The sequence below is a fragment of the Psychrobacter sp. LV10R520-6 genome, assembly GCF_900182925.1.
Taxonomy (GTDB): Bacteria; Pseudomonadota; Gammaproteobacteria; order Pseudomonadales; family Moraxellaceae; genus Psychrobacter.
In genome coordinates, this window is record NZ_LT900024.1 from 798,563 (window position 1) to 822,995 (window position 24,433).

Sequence of the window (24,433 nt, forward strand, 5' to 3'; positions counted from 1 at the left end):
CTGCGATGAACTAAAAGTGATGAATAAGCCATGACTAATAAGCTTCCGATGACACTACTGGCGCATTTGGACGATGTAGCTGTTTTTCAAACAGCAGCTTTTGCAAGCGCTGATGTTGAAAGTTTAGATGTTGAAGGTGTTGGCTTTGAAAGTATAAGTTCCGACAAGGCTGACCAGAACATGCGCCAATCAGAGCAGGCGAGTTATGGTGAGTTGAATCTAGGTTTGCATGTGAATGATGATATCGCGCAAGTATTAACCAATCGTATGCGTCTGTTAGCGGCTATTAATGAGCAACTCAGTGCTCAACCGCTAACGCCACAACGTGCGCCTATTACCAACTTGCACTGGATGAATCAAGTCCATGGCAAACAAATCTATGACGTTGATAATACGCCCTTTAGTATGCAACCCGTAGACGCTGACGCAATGATCAGTCAGCAAGATAATCTGGGGCTAGCGGTGATGACGGCTGACTGTGTGCCTATCGTTTTATATCAACCGGCAAGTAGACAAATAGCAGTCATTCACGCCGGCTGGCAAGGGCTTGCCTGCGGCGTTATTAAAGCGACGGCTGAGCGCTTTAGTGCAACTGGGCAGGTTATGGCATGGATTGGGGTCTGTATTAGCCAATCAAACTATGAAGTCGGCAGCCATGTCCGCGACCAGCTGCTGGCAGGTTGTCAAGAAAACAAATCATTAGCACAGTCAAATATTGATAATTTCGAGCAACTGTATGCTGTGGATTCTCAATCTGACGTTGAATCTAATGTTCAGTCTGATGATCATATCGAGCTTGGGCGCTTACATAAGACAGTTGATAAATTATCAAATATCGCTAAAGTAAGCACGAGAAAAATAAAGTTGAACTTACCAAAGCTTGCTGTTGATCAATTGGAAAATGCAGGCATTACCGTGAATATTGACATGCCTATAGATTGCAGCTATGCCGATACGCGCTATTATTCGTATCGGCGTCAGACTCATTTGCAACAGCTGGCAACAGGACGGATGGCATTGATTGTCGTGCGTCGTCCTTCTATAGTCGCCATTTAGATCATTACCTTGATCTTATTAATATTTACCGAATTAATCACCTATTATTAGAGTTCGTATGAATACATCTGTAGCGCCTTCTGTACAATCTTCTCACGTCGCAACTACTGATAACGCGCCTAGCGTAACGATAGCCGTTATTTATCACAGCAATTATGGTCATACCAGGCGCGTTGCTGAAGCAGTGGTCAGAGGCGCACGTCAACAACTACCAGAATCTCAGGCCAAAGCGATAGATATTCATAATGTAGATTGGGATTTTATTGATGAAGCAGACCTACTGGTCTTTGGTAGTGCGGTATATATGGGTAGCGTGACTGCTGAATTCAAAACTTTTATGGATGAGACCTCAAAGCGTTGGTACCAAAGGAAATGGGAAGGCAAGTGGGCGGCAGGCTTTGCCAACTCGGGCGGACTTAGTGGTGACAAGCTGGCCGTCTTGCAGCAGATTTGTCTATATACTATGCAGCATGGCATGAACTGGATTGGGTTGCCGCTGATGCCTACCGGACATAATGATCATGACTTAAATCGCCTGTCCAGTTTTTTAGGACTGATGACCCAGTCAATCGACGCGCCACCTGAGAAATCGCCGGGTAAAGGAGATATCGATACCGCTATTTGGTTTGGTGATCATTTGGCTAAAACCATTATCAAGCACCAGCCAACAGTATCAGCACCGTAAAAGTAAGTTCGCATCAAGTAGGTAATAAAAGTGTCATAAAAAAAGAGCAGATACCACTATTGGTATTTGCTCTTTTTTTTGCTCTATACAAACCGTCTATTTATCCGCAGTACTTATTATCCGCATCACTTATTCATATGAATTATCAACACCACATTTATAAGCAGCCTTCAGCGAGTATTGAACTATTTACCATTATTTTTGCCAGAGGGAGCAGTTACTGGAATAGGGCTATCGACAAACTGAAACAACAATTGGCAGCCTGTGAGTAGCGTCAGCAGTATAAGCACACACGTAAAAGTCAAAGTTTTCATAGTTGTTCTCAGCATAGCGTCACCGACCATAAAAACTATCAATAAAACCGACCATAAAAACCGATGATAAAATAAGTTACATCATAGACAGAATACGGTATTAAGCAATAGCATGATTCTATTAATTATAGAGATGATATCCATCAATAGTAGCGAATATCAGTATCAAAATTTTTATACTAATACCAAATCTGATGCTAAGTTTTAGATTTTGGACTATTCAGTTTGTATTCATTATGTACGTGATAAAACGCAATACTAGCTATAAAATAATATTTTCGAGTGTTACTAATAATGCATACTTAACAAGGCTTTAGAGTGTTTTGTTATCTTTGTAGCTTAACTGCTGTTTATAAAGGGTTTATTAAATTCTGTTGGTTTAATAGGTTATTAACCACAACAAAAATCTTAAAAATCGCACACTGTTTAGGAGTTCATAGAGATTTTGTAAATAAATAGGAGTGATAAGTTACTATTTGAGTAATACCAGCGAAATAGTTTTACCTTAGTAGGGTAGATAGACATTATTTGGCAACTATTTGTGTTAAACACTAAAAATCAGACGTAATATTGAATGTTAAATATCAAGTGCTAGAAAAGCACTAAATAATAACTAAAGCACCCCAGATGCCAGCTATAACCAGCTATAAGAGGATATTATGAAGCCACTTTCTGTGATGTTATCAATGCTTGCTATTGGTATCACTTCCAGCGCCGCGATGGCTCAAAGCGCTAATCTCCCTAACGCCAGATTAGTCAATGCCAGCCTAGCCAATGCTAGCTTACCTAATGTCAGCCCAGCCAATAGCGATTTGGCCAATCGTGGAGCTTATATCGCTCGCGCTGCTGACTGTGTTGCCTGTCATGGTGAAGACTATACCGGTGGCTCGCCTATCGAAACGCCGATGGGAGCTATTTATTCCACTAATATCACCCCATCTAAGCGTTACGGTATTGGCAATTATACTGAAGCCGATCTCAAGAATGTTCTGCAAAAAGGTCGTGCACCTGAGTATATGCTTTATCCTGCCATGCCGTACCCTTCTTATAATGGCATGACTAACGAAGATATTAGTGCATTATTTGCCTATTTGCAGACTGTGCCTGCCGTTGATGAAGCAATAGAACATAAAACTGATCTGCCGTTTCCTTTTAATTTCCGCAGTCTAATGTGGGGTTGGAATCTTATTAACGTGCCATCTACAGAAAACCGTGATGGTCTGACTCAAACGCAGCAGCGCGGTGAGTATCTGGTTAATAATTTAGCGCATTGCGGCACTTGTCATACCCCGCGTAATAGCACCATGGGCTTTGATAAAAGCATGTATTTATCAGGTGCGCCACTGGGCAATTGGCATGCACCGAATATTACTCCTAACGACTCTAGCGGTATCGGCAGCTGGAGTGAGCAAGATATTGTCACCTATTTACGAACTGGTGAGTTGGATCAACGCGCCTATGCTGGCGGACCAATGGGTGAAGTAGTAGCCCACAGTACCCGCTATCTAAAAGATGAAGACTTAGGGGCGATAGCCTCTTATCTAAAAGCCGTTCCTGCCATCCAAACGGATGACAAGGTCACTGCGGTTGATGTAGCCCGTTTACCAAGTCCAGCAAGTGAGTCGATTACTCATGACTTACTTGAGCAAAAGGACTATTTAGCCCAAGCAAAAGCCAGTGTGGGTGCGGGCAGTAACTCGCCAGAGATGCTCTATCTTGCCACTTGTGGTAGCTGTCATGGTGTGGACGGCTACGCGCAGCCTGATGCTCGCTATGCGCCTATCGTTGGTTTAAGTAGTATTCGCCGTGACAAGCCTGACGCTCTAATTAATGTGATTGTTCATGGTATTGATGGGGCGACTAACACCAGTCCTAAAATGCCTGGCTTCTCTGAAGATTTAAATAGTGAGCAAATTGCCGGTATCGCTAACTATGTGCGCGTCAACTTCGGTGGTCTTGCAAGAAGTGATGTCAGTACTGCTGATGTTGATCGTGTTATGACAGCAAAGCCTGATCAACCATTTTTAATTAAATATGCAGGCTTACTGGCCACTCTCGGTATCATTGTGGCACTTATTATTATTGTATTTATTATTCGAGGAATTATACGTTCAAGGCGTCGCGGTTAATGTAAGTGATTTTAATTTGAGTCGCTTCAATTTAACAGCGCTTAAACAACACGGCAATTAATCCTATAAACCTTTAACAAGATTGCTATAAACGCTTATCGCCAATGCACGAACGTCATACTATAAGGACACTATTATGAAAGACATGCTTCAATCACCCACGCGGCGTCAACTGCTCTCTATGATCGGTAAGACCGCTGGGGCAACCGCGATGTATCAGGCCATGACTACATTAGGATTTGCCTCAGAATCTAGCTTTAAAGAATCAATGGATCTAAAGGGCGCGCCTGCGGGTGCCAGCGTGGTTATCCTTGGTGCTGGACTAGGTGGACTTACTGCTGCTTATGAATTACGTAAAGCCGGATACAAGGTTAAAGTTCTTGAGTTTCAAAACCGTGGCGGCGGGCGCAGTTGGACACTGAACAGTGGCGATGAATATACTGAGCTTGGTGGCGAGAAAGTGACCTGCGACTTTGAGGAAGGTAACTACTTTAACGGTGGGCCATGGCGTCTACCAAGCCATCATTATGCAGTGTTCCATTATTGCCGAAAGTTCGGCGTCGAGTTACAGCCATTTATCCAGACCAATGACCGTGCTTATTTGCACCGTACTAACCACTTCGGCGGCGTACCGCAGCGTCTAGGTGATGTGAAAAATGATATACAGGGTCATGTCTCAGAGCTACTATCAAAAGCCGTCAACGTCGGTAGTCTTGATCGTTCAGTAAATACCGAAGATAAAGAGAAGCTGCTAGAAGGTCTAAAAGGCTGGGGTGTTCTTGATAACGACTACCGTTATGTGACTAGCCATGCGACCAGTAAGCATCGCGGCTATAGTGTTTACCCCGGTGGTGGTTTAATGCCGAACTCTGAGCCATCGAGTACCTTACCCATGGATGAGTTATTGAACTCTGGTATGTGGTCGGATATTTATAACAATTATACGGTCCATGTGCACGAACCAACGATGTTCCAGCCTGTTGGCGGTATGGGTAAAATTGGTGATGCGTTCACCCGCGAATGTCGCGATATGATTGAGTTCAATGCCAAGGTGACTAAAATACATCAAGATGAAAGCGGCGTGACTGTCGATTATGTTGATAGTAACAACCCAACAGGTGCGACCAAAACCGTACGTGCTGACTGGTGTATCTGTAATATCCCGCTCACCATATTGACTCAAATTGATATTAACGTTTCAGCACCGATGAAAAAGGCGATGGCGGCAGTGCCTTATGATACTTCTTATAAGGTGGGCTTAGAGTTTAATCGCCGCTTTTGGGAAGAGGATGAGTGGATTTATGGTGGCGTGACTTATACCGACATGCCTATTACCCAGATATCTTATCCTTCGCAAGACATGTTTAAAGATGGTACCGGCGTACTGCTTGGCGCATATGGATTTGGTGCGACTTCTTATAAGTTTAATACCTTAACGCCGCAAGAACGCATTAACGTTGCGCTTGCCTATGGTAAATACATCCATCCCCAATATCCAAAAGAATTTCGTTCAGGCACTTCGGTAGTATGGCATCGTATCCCGTGGACACTGGGTTGCTACGGTATTTGGAGTGAGTCAAGCCGCGATCAGTATTACGATACCCTATGTAGTATCGACAATCGCATTGTGTTGGCAGGTGAGCATTGCTCGCATATTCCCGCATGGCAAGAAGGTGCGATTTTATCTGGCATGGATACCGCAAAGCGTTTACACCAAAAAGCAAAAATGCTCGGTTGACTTTTATAACAATAAGAATTCAGAGGCTATCATGGACAATATAATCATGAAAAACATGACACCCAAGACGCTTGCTGTGATGTTACTGAGTATCGTTGGCAGCACCGCTTTGATAGGTTGTAGTCAGCATGCGGACGACAGCACAGAAACTATTGGCAGTAAGCAAGAAACAGAACAATCCGTTGATTATCAAGCCAGCCGTAATAACGGTGCGTGGGGCGGTGTTGTTATGAGCCGCGATGAGCTCAGATCGCCACCGGCTAATATCGTTGATGCCAGCTCATTGCCAGCTATGGCAGATGATCCCAGTTTGGTAAAGTGGCGGGAAAAATTCGAAGGTATAGAGGTAGAGAGCAGGTATGAAGGGGTAAATGCAGAGGCTAGATCTGCAGGTACAAATACAAGGACCGTGTTTGAAAATACAAACGGCTTTGTTACTACTAATGGTAAAAATCTCTATCACGACTCTTGTGCCGGTTGTCATATGCATGAAGGTCAAGGTGCACAAGGAGCAGGCTATTATCCGCCGCTTGCTGATAACAGCAAAATGCAGTCAAAATATTACGTCATAGATATTTTAATTAATGGCTTTCGCGGCATGCCATCCTTTCATAGCATGATGAATGACGAGCAGATGGCAGCGGTTACTCAGTATGTGCATAGTGAACTGAATAACTTTACTGATACGGTGACTGCCGCTGATGTGGCAAAACTACGTCATGACAATCCGCCGGGCACTGATCCTAGTGAATAAATCTACCATGCTTAATTATCAGAGCTCAGCTCATTATTAGAAAGTATATAATTAGGAACAGCTTATTATTTGCTCATAATTTAATATAAATTGCCCTAATTATTTTGCTTATTTAGAATATTTCTTATTTTAATTTTTGTAAAAAAACGTGCACTATGAATAATTAAGCAAGCTATCTCATTCAAATAGTTTTATTTTAGTAAGGGTGATTTAATGTTATCTGCCAGCAATCAGTTTTTGCCAGCTCTATGAGGTCTATATGAAGCCATTTTCTGTACTGTTGTCAGTAATTGCATTTAGTATGGCCTCCAGCGCTGTAATAGCTGATGGCGCAATTTCTCCTAATATTAGCTTACCCAATGTAAGCCCAGCCAATAGCGATTTGGCCAACCGCGGTGCTTATGTGGCGCGTACTGCTGACTGTATGGCCTGTCATCGTGAGGATTATAGCGGCGGCGTACCGATTGAAACGCCCGTTGGCAATATCTATTCGACCAATATTACACCCTCTCAACGTTATGGTATCGGCAACTATACCGAAGCCGATTTTAAAAAGGTTCTAAAAAAAGGTCGCGTACCCAACCATCAACTTTATCCTGCCATGCCATATCCGTCTTATCACGGCATGGCTGATGCTGATATCAGCGCATTATTTGCCTACTTTCAGACGGTACCCCCAGTAGAAGAGGCCCCTGAAAAAACCACTAAATTACCATTTCCATTAAGTATTCGCAGCTTAATGTTGGCTTGGAACGTTATCAATGTGCCCGCTACCGAAAACCGCCCAGGTCTCACCCAAACGCAGCAGCGCGGTGAATATCTGGTTAATAATTTAGAACATTGCGGCACTTGCCACACCCCGCGCAACATCACTCAGGGACTTGATAAAGATATGTACTTATCCGGTGCGCCGCTTGGTAAATGGTATGTGCCAAACATCACCCCTGATAAGGATAGCGGTATCGGGCGCTGGAGCGAGCAGGATATTGTCACTTATTTGCGTACTGGAATGCTCGATAAACGCGCTTATGCTGGAGGGCCTATGGCTGAGGCCGTTGCACACAGTACCCGTTATCTAACTGATAAAGATTTGAGCGCAATGGCCGCTTATCTAAAAGTAGTGCCGATTATCAAAACAGATGATTACCTAATACCGGTGAATGTCGCACGCTTACCAAGTCCAGTAAGTCGATCTATTACCTATGATTTACTTGAACAAAAAGACTATTTAGCCCAAGCGAAAGCCAACACTGCGACAAAAGCCAACACTACTACTAATAACAGCACTGTCGATGGCAACTCGTCAAAAGCGCTATATCTCGCTAACTGTGCCAGCTGTCATGGAGTGGACGGCTACGCACAACCTGATGCTCGTTACGCGTCTATCGTTGGACTCAGTAGTATCCGCCGTGCTAAGCCTGATGCGCTGATCAACGTCATTGCTTATGGGGCCAAAGGCGCGTTAAATACAGCGCCTAAAATGCCCGGTTTTGCTAAAGAGCTAAGTCCTGTGCAGATTGCCAGTATCACCAATTACGTCCGTGTCAATTTCGGTGGTCTTACTAGCAGTGATGTCAGCGCCACTGAGGTTAAACGCATACTGAAGTAAGCGCTATTAACCCAGCTATTAACCTTAGCTACAAAAATATAAGTCACTATCTGTGGTCATGGACGAGTGCGCTCTTACAAGGACAATAAAATGAACGATCTATTCCAATCGCCCACACGAAGACAGTTACTCGCGATGATTGGTAAGACCGCTGGGGCAACCGCTATGTATCAGGCGATGACCACGTTAGGGTTTGCTTCCGAGTCGAGTTTTAAACAAGAAATGGAGTTAAAGGGAGCGCCTGCTGATGCCAGCATTGTCATACTTGGGGCAGGGTTAGGCGGTCTCACCGCTGCCTATGAGCTACGCAAAGCGGGCTATAAAGTGACCGTCCTTGAGTTTCAAAATCGTGGTGGCGGGCGCAGTTGGACATTGAATAGTGGTGATAAATATACCGAGCTTGGTGGCGGCGAGGTGACCTGCGACTTTGAAAAAGGCAATTATTTCAATGGTGGACCATGGCGACTGCCGGTTCATCATTATGCGGTATTTCATTATTGTAAGAAGTTTGGGGTAGCGTTACAGCCATTTATACAAACCAATGACCGTGCCTACTTACACCGTATCAATCATTTTAATGGCGCACCGCAGCGCTTGGGTGAAGTGCAAAGTGACATACGTGGTTATGTTTCGGAGCTATTGTCTAAAGCGGTTAACGTAGGCAGCCTTGATAGTAGGGTGACTAAGGAAGACAAAGAAAAACTGTTAGAAGGTTTAAAAGGTTGGGGTGTGCTTGATAATAATTATTGCTATACCAAAAGCCATGACACCAGTGAGCATCGTGGCTATAGTGTTTATCCGGGTGGTGGGTTGATGCCTGATGCCAAGCCGTCGACACCGATACCAATGAATAAACTATTGGAGTCGGGCATGTGGTCAGATATTTATGCCAACTATACTATCTATGATCATCAACCGGCGATGTTCCAGCCGGTAGGCGGTATGGGAAAAATCGGTGACGCGTTTACCCGTGAGTGCCGCGATATGATTGAGTTCAATGCTAAAGTTACTAAGATCTACCAAGACGATAGCGGCGTGACTGTTGATTATGTCGATAGCACTAATCCAGATAGCGCATCCAAAACCATTCGTGCGGACTGGTGTATCTGTAATATTCCATTATCAGTCTTAACGCAAATTGACATCAACGTTTCAGCACCGATGAAGCAAGCAATGGCGGCAGTGCCTTACGACAGCTCTTATAAAGTGGGTTTGGAGTTTAAACGTCGGTTTTGGGAAGAAGACGAATGGATTTATGGGGGCATTAGCTATACCGATATGCCTATCTCCCAAATCTCGTATCCTTCACAAGATCTGTTCACTACTGGCTCAGGGGTACTACTGGGTGCGTATGGATTTGGAGAAGCCTCTTATAAATTTAATACGCTAAGTCCAAAAGAGCGTATTAATGCGGCACTACAGTATGGCAAACAGATTCATCCGCAGTACACCAAAGAGTTCCGCTCTGGCACTTCAGTCGCGTGGCACCGTATTCCATGGTCACTGGGCTGCTATGGTATCTGGAGCGAATCAAGCCGTGATCAATATTACGATACTCTATGTAGTATTGACCATCGTATCGTGCTGGCAGGTGAGCACTGCTCGCATATTCCCGCCTGGCAAGAAGGAGCGATTTTGTCAGGCATGGATGCAGCCCAGCGCTTACATCAAAAAGCAAAAAAGCTGGGCTAGTAGCAATAGCTCTCAATTAGGTGTAATGATTAAGTAGGGATAGTGGTTAGTAATAATAATGAACTCAGAGGTAATCATGGATATGATCAAACCAAACCTGCTGGTTACGGTAATAACATTGAGTGTCGGAGTGACAGTCGCATTATCAGGCTGTAGTCGCTATAACAAAGACCAAACCGCTCATACAGCAGCCACCCTTGCTAATCTACAAGCAGCGCAAGTGGTATTTGATAATCAAGCCAGTCGCAATAATGGCGCGTGGGGCGCAGTTTATATGACTAAAGAGGCGCTCAGATCGCCGCGAGCCAATATCGTTGATGTTAGCTCGCTACCAAAAATGTCAGACGATGTAAATCTACAGCAGTGGCTAGCAAAATTTGAAGGTAGTTTAGAAGGTAAAACCGGATTTTTTACTACCAATGGTAAAAAGCTCTACGACGACTCCTGTGCGGGCTGCCATATGAAAAAAGGCGAAGGTGCGCAAGGCGCAGGCTATTATCCACCGCTAGCTGACAACAGTAAGATGCAATCTAAATACTATATTATCAGTGTTGTGATCAATGGCTTGCGCGGCATGCCCTCATTTCACAGCATGATGAATGATCAACAAATAGCGGCGGTCACGCAATATGTGCAAAGTGACCTTAATAATTTTACCGATACTGTCACTGCTGCTAATGTCGCTCAGCTGCGCCATGACTTCCCGCCAGGTTCTGATCCGAGTGAATAGCCTTAATGCGTGATAAATAAAAAATTAACTATAGTTGTGCTGATGTTACTTATTTAGGACTGGCAGACCACACTGGTGAGCGGAGGATCCCTTGACCTGATTTATCGAATGATTCTCCACCGTTGAGAGACTTAATAGTGAGTACACCTTTGCCGCCCTGAGTTGAGGCGTAGACCACACGTTTACCGTTGGGTGAAAAGCTGGGGGCTTCATCAATACCAGTGTTGCCAAGATTGGCCGTTACCGCGCCGCTGCTGTTCATAATGGCTGCTGAGCGCCCATTTAAGAAGGCAATTTGCGACCCATCATTACTAAACTGCGGACTAGTCGCATAACCGCTGTTAGACACTTTGATAGTACGTCCTGAACCGAACTCATAGCGGTAAATTTGCGGTTTATTAAATCCAGATTTATCAGAGACGAATACAAAAGATTGGCCATCAGGTGCATAGTTTGGCTGGACTTCACTACTTGGCCAATTGATAATCCGTCTTGGTGTGCCACCACTAGCACTCATCTCATAAATATCAGAGCTGCCTTCAAAGCTACTAGAGAATAATATCCGGTTGCCATCCGGTGAAAATGAAGGGCTTAAATTGCTACCAGCAAACGGGGTTAGTACACTGGCGCCGCCGCCACTGACACTTTGTACATAAATGACCGGGTGTGATTTTTCACGCTGTACGGCATAGGCGATACGATTGGCATCGGGCGACCATACTGGCGAGAATATAGATCCTGTGACCTCAGTGATAGTTCTGGCATTTTCGCCATCAGCATCCATGACTTTTAGCCGTGAGACTTTATCCTTGCCGCGTCCAATCTCTTCAATATAGGCTATACGTCCTGAGAAGTCGCCTGGAGTTCCGGTAATAAGCTCATACACTTTATCAGCGATGACGTGACCGGCGTAGCGCATACTTTCTTTGTTATTGTCAGCGCTTAAGCTTTGCTTGCCTTCAATGACTAGTCCTGACTTCACATCAATCACTTCATAATCGGTGACTATTTTACCGCGATTGGTACGGGTACTACCGATGACTAGATAGGGAATGCCCATGTTTTGCCAGACCGGTAATGTACCAGCCAGCTCACTACTACTACGAGGCTGCTGTGGTAGATTTTTGCTGGTGACATTCAGCTCAGTTCGACTCAAGTCGCTTAGGATAATAGGTGATAATACGGAATCACCAGCAAAAGGGACAAAAGCGACTTGGTTTTGTTGTACAGGGATTTCGTAATCCAATTCCAATACCACAGGTGCAGCGAATAGACTGGGGGCGACCAGTAAACCTGAGGCGCTGGCAAGTAGAGTAATTAGTAGTTTTTTATGGGTACGCATGACTAAATTGAACTCCTAAAAATAGTGTAATAGCTGTTCTTTATAGACGATAAGTTGGCTATTACGGTAAGACAATATGGCAGGCGGTGCAAGTTGCTTAAGGTAAAATTAGCGGTAATAGAGTAGATAGTAAGGTTTGAGCAATTGATTAGTTGCTGCCCTTAAACTGTATGGTAAAAGTAGGGTATTTAGGATCATCAGTATCAATTGGCAGATTACGGGTGCTTAGCACCGCTTGTTTGGCGGCTTCATTGACCGCACTATCAGAGCCTGAGGCAGAGACGGTCACCACATCACCATTGGCATTGACAGTAATCGTCAAGGTAGCACGCTGGGTCGAGCCTTTAGCCGCTATGGGTGGGTTATAGTTACGTTTGATTAAGTTGATAATCTCGCTATTACTGGCCCCACTACTACCATTTGACGCAGAGCGGCTACTACCTTTTGAGGTACTAGAAGTTGCCATGTCGCCAGATAAGGTAGATTGGCCCTCTGATAAGCTATAATTTTTGCCGCCACTACCTGAGCTACCGGTATTGATTTCTATATTACGCTGGTTGCTATTAGGACGCTCAATCTTGGGGAAAGTGTTCTGTTTGGTGCGAAACTCTTTTAGTTTTTCACGCTCTTCTTCGAGGTTGCTTTGTTTGTTTTGTTCAACGCGCTCTAGTCTTTCTAACGTTATATCATCCTGTTCTGCTGTCCACTCAGCGAGATTACGGTCATACTCTTGTGATTGCTCAGTCAGTCGTTCCTGCTGCTCTTGACTCATGAGCATAGGCTCATCAGAAGGAGCGTCTGAGCGCATAAAGACAGGTACCTGCTGGGCAGTTGAGGATGAGCTGTTGTTGGGTGCTGCGACGCTATTATCATTGGGGTTTAGCGGCTCGTTACTTATAGCACCGCTAAGGCTATCATTGGTTTCTGCTGAGCCATTAGAAGCAGCGGCACGATTGGCTAATATTTGTCCTTGCATCTCAGCCAGTTGTTCAGGCGACACCATAACGGTTTCAATACTGCCAGCAGTTTCTACTTCAATATTTTGATAAGTATAAATCAATATCCCAATCACTAGACCATGCGCCAGCAAGCTTAATAGCGTGGGCAACGTCAGCCCATTACCTTCAGGCTGGGTAGGCACATAGACGGCAGGAGCATTATGCATTACGTTGATACTCATGGACGTGATTCATAGGGTTGTCTACTTTATTAAGCCAAGCTTGTTTGGTTGTTTAATGGAGCGAATTTCATGGAGGGGTACATCATTGATAGCTATGTCATCAATAGATAGGTCACTCATTATAATGTAGGCGTGGGTAGGGGAGCACCGGTTAATAGCCCCACCTTTTGAATGCCTGCTTGTTGCAAGTTTGCCATTAGCGCCATGATGGCACCATATTGATTATTCTGATCCGCATTAATCATCACTTGTAATGGCTGCTCACCGGTATTACTGTTTTGTGTTTGCAGGTTTGACAAGGTATTGATCAGTTCCGGTTCACTGATTGGCATGTCGATGTTGTTCTCATAACTGATAAAAATCTCGCCGCTGCCCGTTAAGGAGACAATCACTGGCAGCTGATTTTGACTCAAAGTATTGGTTTGCTCTCTTGGCAAGTCCACATCGACCCCAGTCGTCAGCATTGGGGTGGTCACCATAAATATCACCAGCAGCACCAACATTACATCGATATAAGGAACTACGTTCATTTCCGCATTGAGCGCTTTTTTCTCACGGCGGTAGGGACTTGGCTTCATAGTCCTTGTACCTGAGTGGTTTGTTTGCTTGCTTGACTGCCTAGGCTGGATGAGGTGGCAGCTACGGGATTATCTGTGCTGGTTTCACGCTGTAGCATACCGGTCATCTCATCACAGAAGAGCGCGCGCGAATCATAAAGGTGACTTGATTTGGCGGTAAAATGGTTATAGGCCAGTACAGCGGGAATAGCCGCAAATAACCCCATCGCCGTGGCAATTAATGCTTCAGCAATACCAGGAGCGACTGAGGCAATGGTAGCTTGTTCGGTTTGGGACAATCCCAAAAAGGCATTCATAATACCCCATACCGTACCAAATAGTCCGACATAAGGTGCCACCGAACCTATACTGGCTAAGGTCGTCAGTCCAGACTCTAGTTGTTGCTGCTGGCGACCCAGTCCAACCCGTAACTTACGCTCAACACCGTCGATGATATCGTCTTTGGGTTGACGTTTTTTATGCATTCTTAAGTATTCAGAAAACCCGACATAGAAAATCTGCTCAAGGCCCTGACGCTCCGGTGAGCCTTGAATGCCTTGATATAGCTTGGCTAAGTCTTCACCTGACCAAAACCAGGTTTCAAACTGTTCATCGAAGTTCCTGGCGGTACCTAAGCGCGCGCTCATACGAAAAATAATAACCCAGCTGAGCAGCGAGGCTAATAATAATAATGCCATTACAATCTGCACCAGTAGACTGGCTTGGGTGATAAGATCGATAATGTTTAGTGATTCAGGCATGTAATAGACTCACGGATAATTAATAACAACTAAGCTAAGCGGCACACTTAGGCCAGATAAAACCTTTCATGGCTGATATGAACAGATAACAGCTTAAGAAGCCCATATTATAGTAATAAGCATTTATACGTGTTCATAAGGTAGCTCTTTGATAATACTATATTAAAAGTACATAGGTTAAACAAAGGATACAGAATAGCGCGGTAGGCTCACATTAACCCGCTAGTGTACTGTTAAATGATAAAAAGGTCATTTATTAATGTGTTAAATGCGTATTGAACAATCGCTTTATTAAATAAGTAATGACAACCTTCTAGATATATATTACTGTGCAATTAGTAAGACAAATTGTAACTTTGTACTCACAAGGTAAGCGTAATGATTGAATTCGTAAGCCGAATTCTCTAAGATGTTAATCTTTGTTACTGCAACTTTCTAATTATAACGTTACCATTTTTTCTTCAGGTAATTTGTTTAGTATTCATAAGCTGTTTATCATTTAGTTAGAAGCGTCATCTACATTCACGGTTCGGAAGCGTTATTTATAGTCGCCATTAGGAGGCGTCATTCATATTCGCAATTTGGAAGTGTCATTTACATCCTCAATTTAAAAAGACGTTTGTTTATAGCTGCAATTTGGAAGCGACATTGACTTAATGCAATTTGGAAGCGACATTTACTTAACGCCATTTGGAAGCGATATCTATGAATGCAATTGAACGCTATTTTGGTATTAATGGTGAAAACACCACGATCAAAACAGAAATTCTTGCTGGTGCAACCACGTTTTTAACGATGGCCTACATTATTTTTGTGAACCCTAATGTATTGGCAGAAGCTGGCATGGACAAAGGCGCGGTATTTGTCGCCACTTGCTTAGCTGCTGCGGTGGGTTGTTTTATAATGGGTATCTACGCCCGCTTACCGGTCGCATTAGCGCCAGGCATGGGACTCAACGCTTTCTTTACTTATGGCGTGGTTCTGGGTATGGGCTATGCGTGGGAAACCGCACTGGGTGCTGTATTCCTATCGGGTTGTATCTTTGTACTTTTAAGCTTGTTTAAAATTCGTGAATGGATCATCAATGCCATTCCAATCGCTCTTAAACAAGGGGTGGTCGCTGGTATCGGCGCGTTTTTAGCCTTTATTGCGCTGCAAAGCTCTGGCATTATCATCGGGCAAGACGCGACCTTGGTTGCTCTCGGCGATATGACAACTTTTGCACCCGTGATGGCTTCGTTAGGGTTCTTTGTCATCGTGGGCTTATCCTATAAAAAAATCCCTGGTGCGGTAACGATTGGTATTTTATTGGTCGCCTTAATCAGTTTATTAACAGGTAATACCCAGTTTACTGGGATTATGTCTACGCCGCCATCAATTGCGCCAACCTTAATGCAGCTTGATATTGCTGGCGCGTTTGACGTGGGCATGATCAGTGTCATTTTTGCCTTTCTGTTCGTAGATTTATTTGATACCGCAGGTACCTTGATGGCTACCACTAGTCAGGCCGGTCTGGTTGAAAAAAACGGTAACGTTCCTAACCTAGGTAAGGCGTTGTTAGCGGATTCAACAGCGACTGTTGCAGGCTCGTTGTTTGGTACGTCATCGACGACCAGTTATGTTGAAAGTGTCGCAGGGATCGCCTCAGGTGGCCGTACCGGACTGATGGCAGTAACGGTCGGCGTGCTGTTCTTACTCAGTATTTTCTTTGCGCCATTAGCCGGTATGATTCCAGCCTATGCCACTGCTGGTGCCATTTTTTATGTGGGCGTATTGATGCTGGCTACCCTAAAAGATATCAATTGGGGAGATGTAACGGATGCCGCACCTGTGGCAGTCGTGCTGTTGTTTACACCGCTAACATACTCTATCGCTGACGGTATTGCTCTTGGTTTTATTACCTTCACTGCGGTTAAATTATTGGCAGGTAAATTTTCTGAAATTACCCTTGCCGTTTGGGTATTAACGCTAATTTTACTGGCTAAAATTATATTTTTATAACTGAATCCAGATAACTCAATAACATTGCACTACTAATATTATTCAGATTTAAACCCTCCTTATTATTGAATAATAAGGAGGGTTTTTTTATTAAAAATGAGAGCAGTTTGTAAGGCTTTATTTAGCGTGATTCGTTGATAGAATTGTGCTTAATCGTCAATAGTAAACAAAAAACTATAACTTAAGCGTCATTACTACGAATGTTCTGTTATCTGTTTGTTTTTAAAGAGTATATTTATTCGTGCAAATGGCCGATATCGTTAGTTTGAAAATTTTTTTCGTGATAACATAGCGGAGTTAAGCGCATCACCTCAATCAACGCCGTAGAGGTTTTTCTTACAGTGAATTAGCATCATCCAAGATCACAAGTTGACGATATTAAGGCTATGCTTCGCCATACTTTAATAGTCGGATAATCTACTGGTCATACTCCTTTCACTACCAACAAGAAGAAGGCACTAATGCCGCTTAACTGTTCGTTGTTGCCTTTGCATTGTTAACGTAGTTCGTTGAACGCTCGAACGACATACTTAACCGTCTCCAGCATATGCTGGATTTGCTCGTTTTGTGATGGCGCCGTTCGGTTCTTTGTTGATAGTTTTTATAAATTAACGGCTTGTGTAAATAACTGGCTTTTATAAACCGCTTTCATAAAAAGTTCCTGCGCACCATTTATTATGGTTTTTAAACGATAGTTGTGGAGTTGGTATGAACCCAATAGACCAGTTTGCCCCGAAAGAGCCGATTTTATTTAATCCCACCGAGTTATTGGTGCCAGAGTATATTGAGCAGTCAGCAGATGAGCTGTATGCACGTATCTCGCCATTATATAGTGTGGACGAAGACCGCTGGTTAACCGACTTGCTGCCACTTGCCAAGCCTAGTGATGAAGAGCGCGAAGCTGCTGCTCAGCAGACGCGCAAGCTAGTCGAGTATGTGCGCAATGATGGTAAAGCCGTCAAGATGGTAGATTCACTACTGCTTGAGTATAGCCTCGATACTCAAGAAGGTATTTTGCTGATGAGTCTGGCAGAAGCCTTAATTCGGGTGCCAGATAACTATACCGCTGATGCACTCATTCGCGACAAGATGAGCGTCGCGGATTGGAAAAAGCATCTCAAAGGTGACAATGGTTTTATCACTAATACCTCGACGTGGGGGTTGATGATGACCGGACGTGTGGTTAGTATTGATAGTGATACAACGGCGTCAGGATTTTTGGATCGCATGACCAAAAAAATGGGCGAGCCGATGATTCGCGGCGCCATGCAAAAAGCCATGCGCGTTATGGGTCATCAATTTGTATTGGGCGAGACCATTGAAGAAGCCAACAAGAACAGTCAAAGCTACCGTAATAAAGGCTATACCTATTCGTTTGATATGCTAGGTGAGGCCGCGGTTACTCATAAAGATGCTGAAAATTATTTTAACGACTATTTGCATGCAATTAAGTCTACGGCCAATATCAAAGTCAAAGACGGCATGCCTAAGCCGTCCGTATCTATTAAGCTATCAGCGCTACATCCCCGCTATGAAGCGACCCAAGAAGCACAAGTGATGGGACTGTTGCGTCAGCGCTGCTTATTGCTTATCGAAGCGGCACGTGAAGTTAACGTCGATCTCAGTATCGATGCTGAGGAAGCGGATCGCCTAGAGATTTCCTTAAAGCTGTTTGAATCGCTATATCGTGACCCGCTAACCGCTGACTGGGACGGTCTTGGTCTGGTCGTGCAAGGCTACGCAAAACGTGCTATTGCTATTTTTGCATGGGTGGCTCGCTTGTCTACTGAAGTCGGTGATCGTATTCCGCTACGCCTGGTAAAAGGCGCGTATTGGGATACTGAAATTAAACTGGCTCAGCAAAAAGGTCTGTCCGGTTATCCGGTATGGACGCGTAAAGAAGGCACGGATACCGCTTATCTGGCATGTGCGCGTTTCTTATTATCAGAGCATTTGCGTGGGTTAATTTGGCCGCAGTTTGCAACTCATAATGCCCACACGTTAGCGACCGTAATGACCATGAGCGCGCATAGAGACTTTGAGTTTCAACGTTTGCATGGCATGGGCGATGCGCTTTATGATCACATTTTGCAAGCCTATAACATTCCTGTGCGCATTTATGCACCGGTTGGTGCGCATAAAGACTTGCTGCCATATTTGGTGCGTCGCCTACTTGAAAACGGTGCGAACAGCTCATTTGTCCATCAGTTATTAGATAAGTCTTATCCTATCGATAAGCTGGTCGTGCATCCGTATGACAAGCTGCTCACTAATGACACCTTGCACAATCCAGATATTCCATTGCCACTTAATCTTTACGGCGATCGCCGCGCCAGTTATGGCCCCAATATATTCGTCGAGTCGCAATGGCATCCGTTTAAAACAGCTGTTGATACTCATTTGCATAAATCATGGACAGCGGCGCCTATTATAAATGGCCAAACTATTAGCGAGTATGCGGTTGATGGCGTATCTAGTAAGCTTGATAGCCACACGATACGTGCCCCTTGGAACCATGAAATCATTGCAGGCAAAGTGCGCTATGCCAATGCGGAACTTGCTCGTAAAGCTATAGATACAGCGGTTGCTGGGCAAGAGGCGTGGCAAGCAGTATCTGCATCTAAGCGCGCTGCGATATTGCGTAAAACAGCTGATTTATATGAAGAAAACTACGCTGAGTTTATGGCACTATGTCAAGTTGAAGCGGGCAAGACCATTCAAGACAGTATTGATGAAATTAAAGAAGCCGTTGACTTTTGTCGCTTTTATGCGGATGAGGCTGAGCGCTTAGACGACGTCGTTCATCAGTTTACCGATTTGACTGGCAACCAATCGCGCCAAGTTTATAAGGCGCGCGGCACATTTGTCTGTATCAGTCCTTGGAACTTTCCATTGGCCATTTATACCGGTCAAGTGGTGGCAGCATTGGCCGCTGGTAATACAGTGGTTGCTAAACCTGCCGAACAAACCAGTTTAATTGCCCACTTTGGTGCGCAATTGATGTATCAAGCGGGCGTACCTGCCGAGGCACTACAGTTTGTTACGGGTGCTGGCGAAGTTGGTGGTGCACTGACCGCAGCGGATAATCTATCGGGTGTTATCTTTACCGGCTCAACCCAAACGGCTCAACGCATCAATCAAAGTCTCAATGACCATGCACAAGCCAGTGGCGAGCTACCGGTATTGATTGCTGAAACGGGCGGTCAGAATGCTATGATCGTCGACTCAACTGCCTTGCCTGAGCAAGTGGTCAAAGACGCGGTATTATCTGCCTTTGGCTCAGCCGGTCAGCGCTGCTCGGCGTGCCGTATCTTATGCGTACAAGAGGAAGTGGCCGATGGCATCATTGAGCTATTACAAGGCAATATGGCCGAGTTGGTCGTGGGCAATCCTATTCATGCTGCCACTGATGTGGGACCAGTTATTGATAGTGATGCCAAGCAAGGCCTTGAGGAGCACATTGAACGTATGATTGCTGAGCCAACGGCGACTATTCTAGCGCAGACTCCTATGAGTGCTAGCTCAGTGGTTAGCGAAGAGCAGTCTACCTTTGTATTGCCAACGGCTATTGAAGTGCAAAGCATTGATGTGATCGGTGGCGAGCACTTTGGCCCGATATTGCATGTACTGCGTTATCAAGCGCGCGATTTAGACAAGCTTATTGACGCGATTAACGGGACTGGCTTTGGCTTAACCTTAGGTATTCATAGCCGTATTGAAAATATCGCTGAGCATATTGAGCGCCGTGCTTTTGTGGGTAATACCTACGTCAACCGTAACCAAATCGGTGCGGTGGTCAACGTGCAACCCTTTGGTGGTTGTGGTCTCTCTGGCACAGGTCCAAAAGCCGGTGGCCCGCATTATGTTCCACGCTTGATGCGCCTCATTAATGCAAACGATACTAAAGCAAGCAGTGGCACTACTCATTCATCTCTTCAAACTGACATCGCATAAGGAGTAGCAATATGGCGACTGAATTCAAAAAAAATCATGCCCAAGTTTGTGAAGCTTGGCGATTACTTAGCGCGGTCAATCGTGCTATCTATCTTGAAGCAGCTATTCCCAAACTGGCATTGCTTACTGGTGATGCTAATAAAGCGCGGCGCTTATTCAATCATTTATTAAGCGCAGCACCTAAGCTTGACGAAGTGCAACGTATGAGCGGTGCAACTGGCGAGTCTAATGAATTATATGTGACCGCTCGTGGTAAAACGATGGTTATCGGCGCCGAATCAGCCAGAACGATGGCAGTCCTTGGACAGCTTATCGCCGCTTTATTAACGGGTAATGAGGTAATACTGCATTGCCCAAGCCAAGATGATATGTGCATAGAAGCCGTAAAAGTGCTTTATGAGACCGGCATCAGTGATGATGTCATCAGTATCGCTAATGACTCACAGACGATTACTTTGTTATATATCGATCGTCTCGCGCAAGTGGCCGTTACCGGTAATAATGCTGAAGTACAAACCGTCAGTCAAGAGCTCGCCAATACGGACGGTATCTTAACGCAAGTGATTGCGGTAACCGATATGGAAGGCTTATCAGATATGCTCACACCTGATTATCTGTATCGTTTTATCACTGAACGGGTAAGAACTATCAACACCACCGCGATTGGTGGTAATGCTAGCTTACTTGAGCTTGGTACAGAATAAATAGCTTGATATGGATTGAATGACTATAAGATTAATAGGACGCTGTTTGGACTTGCTAGATAAAGAATGAGCAGCGTTTATTGATTAAATATTTAGTCTAAAAAAACCGATATCTGGATGTATTCCGGATATCGGTTTTTTATGGCGCTAATTTAAGTTTTATTAAAAACTACTCAGCACAATCTATCCAAATCCAACCATTTTCCAGCCATTCCATCAAATCGTCTGGGTCAACATCTGTAATATCTTCAGATTTTATATGTTCACCATTGGCAAGGCGTACCAGCAGTGCTGTGGCATGATTATCAACACCATCAAGCCGCTGGCCATTGACGTATATGCTTATGCCATCAGCATTCTGGTTATATAATAAACGACCACTATAATCCGCTTGTAGCGTGGCACCTTGCGCCAAAGTTTGTATCAGCTCATCGGTATTCATCGTTTCTTCAGGAACTAGCGCATCATATTGACGCTTACTGACCACTTCACATACCGCTTGGCGAATAATATCAGCACCACGATCCGACTGTAGTAGCTGTAATAATTGTGCGGTGATGGCATCTATACTTTCCGCTTGTAATTCACCTGAAGCTTGTGGCGCTTGTGGCAGAATCATCGGAATAAATAAATCACTATCGTTGGTCGCTACATCGGCAATACTGTCGATAATTTGCATTACATTAGGGCGACGGCAGCCAAATGAAAAGGTCATACAATCGTCTTGCGCCACGCCAAAATGAGATAATTTAGGCGGCACATATAGCACATCACCAGCTTCTAAAACCTCATCAAAGATAATCTCGCCCATATCATCAAAAATACGAATCGGCTCATCAGGTACAAACTCAGTCCGCTCATCACAAAATTTGCCTAACTGCCAACGGCGCTGGCCGTAACCTTGTGCTAAGAACACATCATAATCATCATAATGCTTACCGACTGAACCGCCTTTGGGTGCATAAGACACCATAATGTCATCGCGCTGCCACTGCGGGATAAAGTCAAAGGCTTGCCATAATTGCCCCAGCTCAGGTGACCACTGTTCTAAATTTTGTACCAGTACCGCCCACTGCTCGGGCAAGTTGTCAAAGTCAGTTTCGGTCAACGGTCCTTTTTTAAGTTGCCATTGTGGTTGGTTAGCTTGCTTGGTTGATGATTGGGTTAGTAGGCGAGTTGATGCATCCTCTTCAAGGGCAAGCCCGAGCATATCATCTGGCTCAAACATATCAATCAGCTGCGGCAAACCTTGTTTGATTAGTAACGGCTTTTTTTGCCAGTATTCTGCTAGAAACTGTTCTGGTGTTATGGAATCGGGTAAACAAAGTCTTAAATCACTCATTGATAAATCCATGTCATTTAATTCATTTAAAATGGTTAGGTTGCTTTAGAAAAAGAATTTAATAGTTTATGATTGCCAGTAATCTAGTTATTGATACTCAGTCATTGTTATCTCATTGCTGTTATCAAGCCATTCAATCAGTCATAGGACTTTCATGAAAAAATTACAAATTATCGCTCTACTTGCTAGCGTCTTTCTACTACAGGCTTGTGTGCACAAACTGGTTACTGTACCTGTCAAAGTTGCCTATAAAACTACCAAAGGCGTGGTCAAAGGCACGGTCGCGGTTACTAAGGCCATCATACCTGGTGGCAATGAAGAAGAGGACCAAAAAGATAAAAAATAAAACCTTACTCTGCATACTATGTTTTATTAAGAAAGCCATAGTATGCAGAGTAAGGTTATAGATTGGACTTATTTAAATGAGTAACTAGCAAATGCTCATTTTTATCTCTTATTTATTGAGCTTAGCAATCCACTCTTTAATCGTACGCGCTTGCCCAGCGGCGTTACCGATATAGGTTGCAGGCGTCATTTCACGTAAGCGCGCCTTATCGGCATCACTAACCGCAGACAGCTCGTCGCTTTCAACGAAGGTCAACATTGCTTCGCGAGTCATGGCATTACCACGGGTTAAGGCTTTAAGCTTCTCATATGGATTTTCGACACGGTAGCGACGCATGACGGTTTGAATCGGCTCAGCCAACACTTCTTGCGCCTGATCAAGATCGCTATTAAGACGCGCTGAATTCAGTTCAAGCTTACTCACGCCTTTTAGGCAGGCATCATAAGCAATCATGCTTTGTGCCAGACCCACACCGATATTACGTAAAACGGTAGAGTCTGATAAATCGCGCTGCATCCGTGAAATCGGTAGCTTTTCGCCTAAATGTGCCAGCATCGCATTCGCCACACCAAGGTTACCTTCAGAGTTTTCAAAGTCAATCGGATTGACTTTATGCGGCATAGTTGACGAACCCACTTCACCATCTTTTAGGCGCTGTTTAAAATAGCCTAAGCTAATATATTGCCAAATATCACGGTTAAAATCGATAAGAATAGTATTAAAGCGCTTCACTGCATCAAACAGTTCAGCGATATAATCATGGGGTTCGATCTGCGTGGTATATGGGTTAAAAGTCAGCTCAAGACGCTCATCAATGAAACGCTCAGCATGCGCTTGCCAATCAACGTCAGGATATGAGGCATAGTGAGCATTATAGTTACCGACCGCGCCATTGATTTTACCTAGTAGCTCAACTTGTCCGACTTGTCTAATTTGACGAGCAAGGCGATAGGCGACGTTAGCCATCTCTTTACCTAGCGTAGTTGGGCTGGCCGTTTGTCCATGAGTGCGTGACAGCATGGGCTGATCAGCGTGAGTCAGAGCCAAATCAACAATACTATCAGTCATTTGCTGCATTTTATCGAGTACGATTGTGCGGCTGTCTTTTAACATTAAAGCATACGATAGATTGTTAATGTCTTCGCTAGTACAAGCAAAGTGGATGAATTCTAACGAGTCGTTAAGGGCTGCCTGACCACGGAATTTATCTTTAATAAAGTACTCAACCGCTTTCACGTCGTGATTGGTGGTCGCTTCGATATCTTTAATCGCCTGCGCATCCGCTTCACTAAAATCATCAACGATAGCGTTTAAAAAGGCATTGGTCTCGTCATCAAATGCCGCCAACTCACCAATCGCATCATTGTCAGCCAATGACTGTAACCAGCGAATCTCTACGGTGACACGAGCTTTGATTAGACCGAATTCAGATAAATAAGGACGCAAGCTGTCGGCTTTGGAGGCGTAGCGGCCATCAATCGGGGAGAGCGCGGTAAGTGGGGTCATAGTAATGCCTCAAGTAGTTTTAGTAATGAAAGA

General features: G+C 44.3%; 18 protein-coding genes. 12 read left to right on the forward strand and 6 right to left on the reverse strand.

The features are described from left to right. Positions 1-30: 30 nt before the first annotated feature. From U1P77_RS03350 to U1P77_RS03385, 8 genes are all read left to right on the forward strand, one after another. Positions 31-1,056, forward strand: a complete 1,026-nt coding sequence (locus tag U1P77_RS03350) for a purine nucleoside phosphorylase YfiH/LACC1 family protein (protein ID WP_321155984.1) — start codon at positions 31-33, stop codon at positions 1,054-1,056. A gap of 58 nt (positions 1,057-1,114) precedes the next feature. Further along, positions 1,115-1,741 (forward strand): flavodoxin family protein, encoded by a 627-nt coding sequence (locus U1P77_RS03355; protein ID WP_321155985.1) that lies wholly within the window; start codon positions 1,115-1,117, stop codon positions 1,739-1,741. A gap of 973 nt (positions 1,742-2,714) precedes the next feature. Continuing rightward, entirely contained in the window at positions 2,715-4,184 is a 1,470-nt protein-coding gene (locus U1P77_RS03360; RefSeq protein WP_321155986.1) for a cytochrome c, read from the forward strand. A 136-nt stretch (positions 4,185-4,320) separates the two neighbouring features. Next, on the forward strand, positions 4,321-5,922 hold the full coding sequence (locus U1P77_RS03365) for a flavin monoamine oxidase family protein (RefSeq protein ID WP_321155987.1): 1,602 nt from the start codon (positions 4,321-4,323) through the stop codon (positions 5,920-5,922). A gap of 46 nt (positions 5,923-5,968) precedes the next feature. Then, complete coding sequence (locus U1P77_RS03370) at positions 5,969-6,676, forward strand: c-type cytochrome (protein WP_321155988.1); 708 nt, start codon at positions 5,969-5,971, stop codon at positions 6,674-6,676. A gap of 259 nt (positions 6,677-6,935) precedes the next feature. After that, complete coding sequence (locus U1P77_RS03375; RefSeq protein WP_321155989.1) at positions 6,936-8,285, forward strand: cytochrome c; 1,350 nt, start codon at positions 6,936-6,938, stop codon at positions 8,283-8,285. Positions 8,286-8,375: 90 nt separating this feature from the next. Then, on the forward strand, positions 8,376-9,977 hold the full coding sequence (locus tag U1P77_RS03380) for a flavin monoamine oxidase family protein (RefSeq protein ID WP_321155990.1): 1,602 nt from the start codon (positions 8,376-8,378) through the stop codon (positions 9,975-9,977). Between the two features lie 76 nt (positions 9,978-10,053). Next, entirely contained in the window at positions 10,054-10,707 is a 654-nt protein-coding gene (locus tag U1P77_RS03385; protein WP_321155991.1) for a c-type cytochrome, read from the forward strand. Positions 10,708-10,756: 49 nt separating this feature from the next. On the opposite strand, the gene U1P77_RS03390 is transcribed toward U1P77_RS03385, so the two are convergent. From U1P77_RS03390 to tolQ, 4 genes are all read right to left on the reverse strand, one after another. Beyond that, positions 10,757-12,049: a beta-propeller domain-containing protein gene (locus tag U1P77_RS03390; protein ID WP_321155992.1), complete on the reverse strand. Its 1,293-nt coding sequence runs from the start codon at positions 12,047-12,049 to the stop codon at positions 10,757-10,759. 148 nt (positions 12,050-12,197) lie between these two features. Then, a complete protein-coding gene (locus tag U1P77_RS03395; RefSeq protein WP_321155993.1) occupies positions 12,198-13,229 on the reverse strand; it encodes a cell envelope integrity TolA family protein in 1,032 nt (343 codons plus the stop codon). Positions 13,230-13,348: 119 nt separating this feature from the next. After that, positions 13,349-13,807 (reverse strand): protein TolR, encoded by a 459-nt coding sequence (tolR, locus tag U1P77_RS03400; RefSeq protein ID WP_321155994.1) that lies wholly within the window; start codon positions 13,805-13,807, stop codon positions 13,349-13,351. Continuing rightward, entirely contained in the window at positions 13,804-14,547 is a 744-nt protein-coding gene (tolQ, locus tag U1P77_RS03405; protein ID WP_321155995.1) for a protein TolQ, read from the reverse strand. Before tolQ ends, tolR begins: the two co-directional genes overlap by 4 nt. Before the next feature lie 705 nt (positions 14,548-15,252). Between tolQ and U1P77_RS03410 the strand changes: the two genes are divergently transcribed. The 3 genes from U1P77_RS03410 to U1P77_RS03420 all read left to right on the forward strand — a co-directional run bounded on the left by U1P77_RS03410 (position 15,253) and on the right by U1P77_RS03420 (position 21,206). Next, the gene (locus tag U1P77_RS03410; RefSeq protein WP_321155996.1) at positions 15,253-16,548 is read left to right on the forward strand and encodes an NCS2 family permease; all 1,296 of its coding nucleotides are present in this window, start codon (positions 15,253-15,255) and stop codon (positions 16,546-16,548) included. Positions 16,549-17,256: 708 nt separating this feature from the next. Further along, positions 17,257-20,502: a bifunctional proline dehydrogenase/L-glutamate gamma-semialdehyde dehydrogenase PutA gene (putA, locus tag U1P77_RS03415; RefSeq protein WP_321155997.1), complete on the forward strand. Its 3,246-nt coding sequence runs from the start codon at positions 17,257-17,259 to the stop codon at positions 20,500-20,502. Between the two features lie 11 nt (positions 20,503-20,513). Next, positions 20,514-21,206: a 1-pyrroline-5-carboxylate dehydrogenase gene (locus U1P77_RS03420; protein WP_321155998.1), complete on the forward strand. Its 693-nt coding sequence runs from the start codon at positions 20,514-20,516 to the stop codon at positions 21,204-21,206. 169 nt (positions 21,207-21,375) lie between these two features. Here U1P77_RS03420 and U1P77_RS03425 read toward each other — a convergent pair whose 3' ends face one another. Further along, complete coding sequence (locus U1P77_RS03425) at positions 21,376-22,548, reverse strand: cupin domain-containing protein (RefSeq protein WP_321155999.1); 1,173 nt, start codon at positions 22,546-22,548, stop codon at positions 21,376-21,378. Positions 22,549-22,702: 154 nt separating this feature from the next. On the opposite strand from U1P77_RS03425, the gene U1P77_RS03430 reads away from it, so the two are divergent. After that, on the forward strand, positions 22,703-22,894 hold the full coding sequence (locus tag U1P77_RS03430; RefSeq protein ID WP_321156000.1) for an NF038104 family lipoprotein: 192 nt from the start codon (positions 22,703-22,705) through the stop codon (positions 22,892-22,894). 108 nt (positions 22,895-23,002) lie between these two features. On the opposite strand, the gene purB is transcribed toward U1P77_RS03430, so the two are convergent. Continuing rightward, positions 23,003-24,400 (reverse strand): adenylosuccinate lyase, encoded by a 1,398-nt coding sequence (gene purB, locus U1P77_RS03435; RefSeq protein WP_321156001.1) that lies wholly within the window; start codon positions 24,398-24,400, stop codon positions 23,003-23,005. Between the last annotated feature and the right edge of the window lie 33 nt (positions 24,401-24,433).

Coding starts and splice junctions, on each gene's coding strand:
- purB (WP_321156001.1), bottom strand. CDS start 24,400: ATGACCCCACTTACCGCGCTCTCCCCGATTGATGGCCGCTACGCCTCC.
- U1P77_RS03360 (WP_321155986.1), top strand. CDS start 2,715: ATGAAGCCACTTTCTGTGATGTTATCAATGCTTGCTATTGGTATCACT.
- tolR (WP_321155994.1), bottom strand. CDS start 13,807: ATGAAGCCAAGTCCCTACCGCCGTGAGAAAAAAGCGCTCAATGCGGAA.
- U1P77_RS03385 (WP_321155991.1), top strand. CDS start 10,054: ATGGATATGATCAAACCAAACCTGCTGGTTACGGTAATAACATTGAGT.
- U1P77_RS03425 (WP_321155999.1), bottom strand. CDS start 22,548: ATGAGTGATTTAAGACTTTGTTTACCCGATTCCATAACACCAGAACAG.
- U1P77_RS03350 (WP_321155984.1), top strand. CDS start 31: ATGACTAATAAGCTTCCGATGACACTACTGGCGCATTTGGACGATGTA.
- putA (WP_321155997.1), top strand. CDS start 17,257: ATGAACCCAATAGACCAGTTTGCCCCGAAAGAGCCGATTTTATTTAAT.
- U1P77_RS03370 (WP_321155988.1), top strand. CDS start 5,969: ATGAAAAACATGACACCCAAGACGCTTGCTGTGATGTTACTGAGTATC.
- U1P77_RS03420 (WP_321155998.1), top strand. CDS start 20,514: ATGGCGACTGAATTCAAAAAAAATCATGCCCAAGTTTGTGAAGCTTGG.
- U1P77_RS03390 (WP_321155992.1), bottom strand. CDS start 12,049: ATGCGTACCCATAAAAAACTACTAATTACTCTACTTGCCAGCGCCTCA.
- U1P77_RS03375 (WP_321155989.1), top strand. CDS start 6,936: ATGAAGCCATTTTCTGTACTGTTGTCAGTAATTGCATTTAGTATGGCC.
- U1P77_RS03365 (WP_321155987.1), top strand. CDS start 4,321: ATGAAAGACATGCTTCAATCACCCACGCGGCGTCAACTGCTCTCTATG.
- U1P77_RS03395 (WP_321155993.1), bottom strand. CDS start 13,229: ATGAGTATCAACGTAATGCATAATGCTCCTGCCGTCTATGTGCCTACC.
- tolQ (WP_321155995.1), bottom strand. CDS start 14,547: ATGCCTGAATCACTAAACATTATCGATCTTATCACCCAAGCCAGTCTA.
- U1P77_RS03430 (WP_321156000.1), top strand. CDS start 22,703: ATGAAAAAATTACAAATTATCGCTCTACTTGCTAGCGTCTTTCTACTA.
- U1P77_RS03380 (WP_321155990.1), top strand. CDS start 8,376: ATGAACGATCTATTCCAATCGCCCACACGAAGACAGTTACTCGCGATG.
- U1P77_RS03410 (WP_321155996.1), top strand. CDS start 15,253: ATGAATGCAATTGAACGCTATTTTGGTATTAATGGTGAAAACACCACG.
- U1P77_RS03355 (WP_321155985.1), top strand. CDS start 1,115: ATGAATACATCTGTAGCGCCTTCTGTACAATCTTCTCACGTCGCAACT.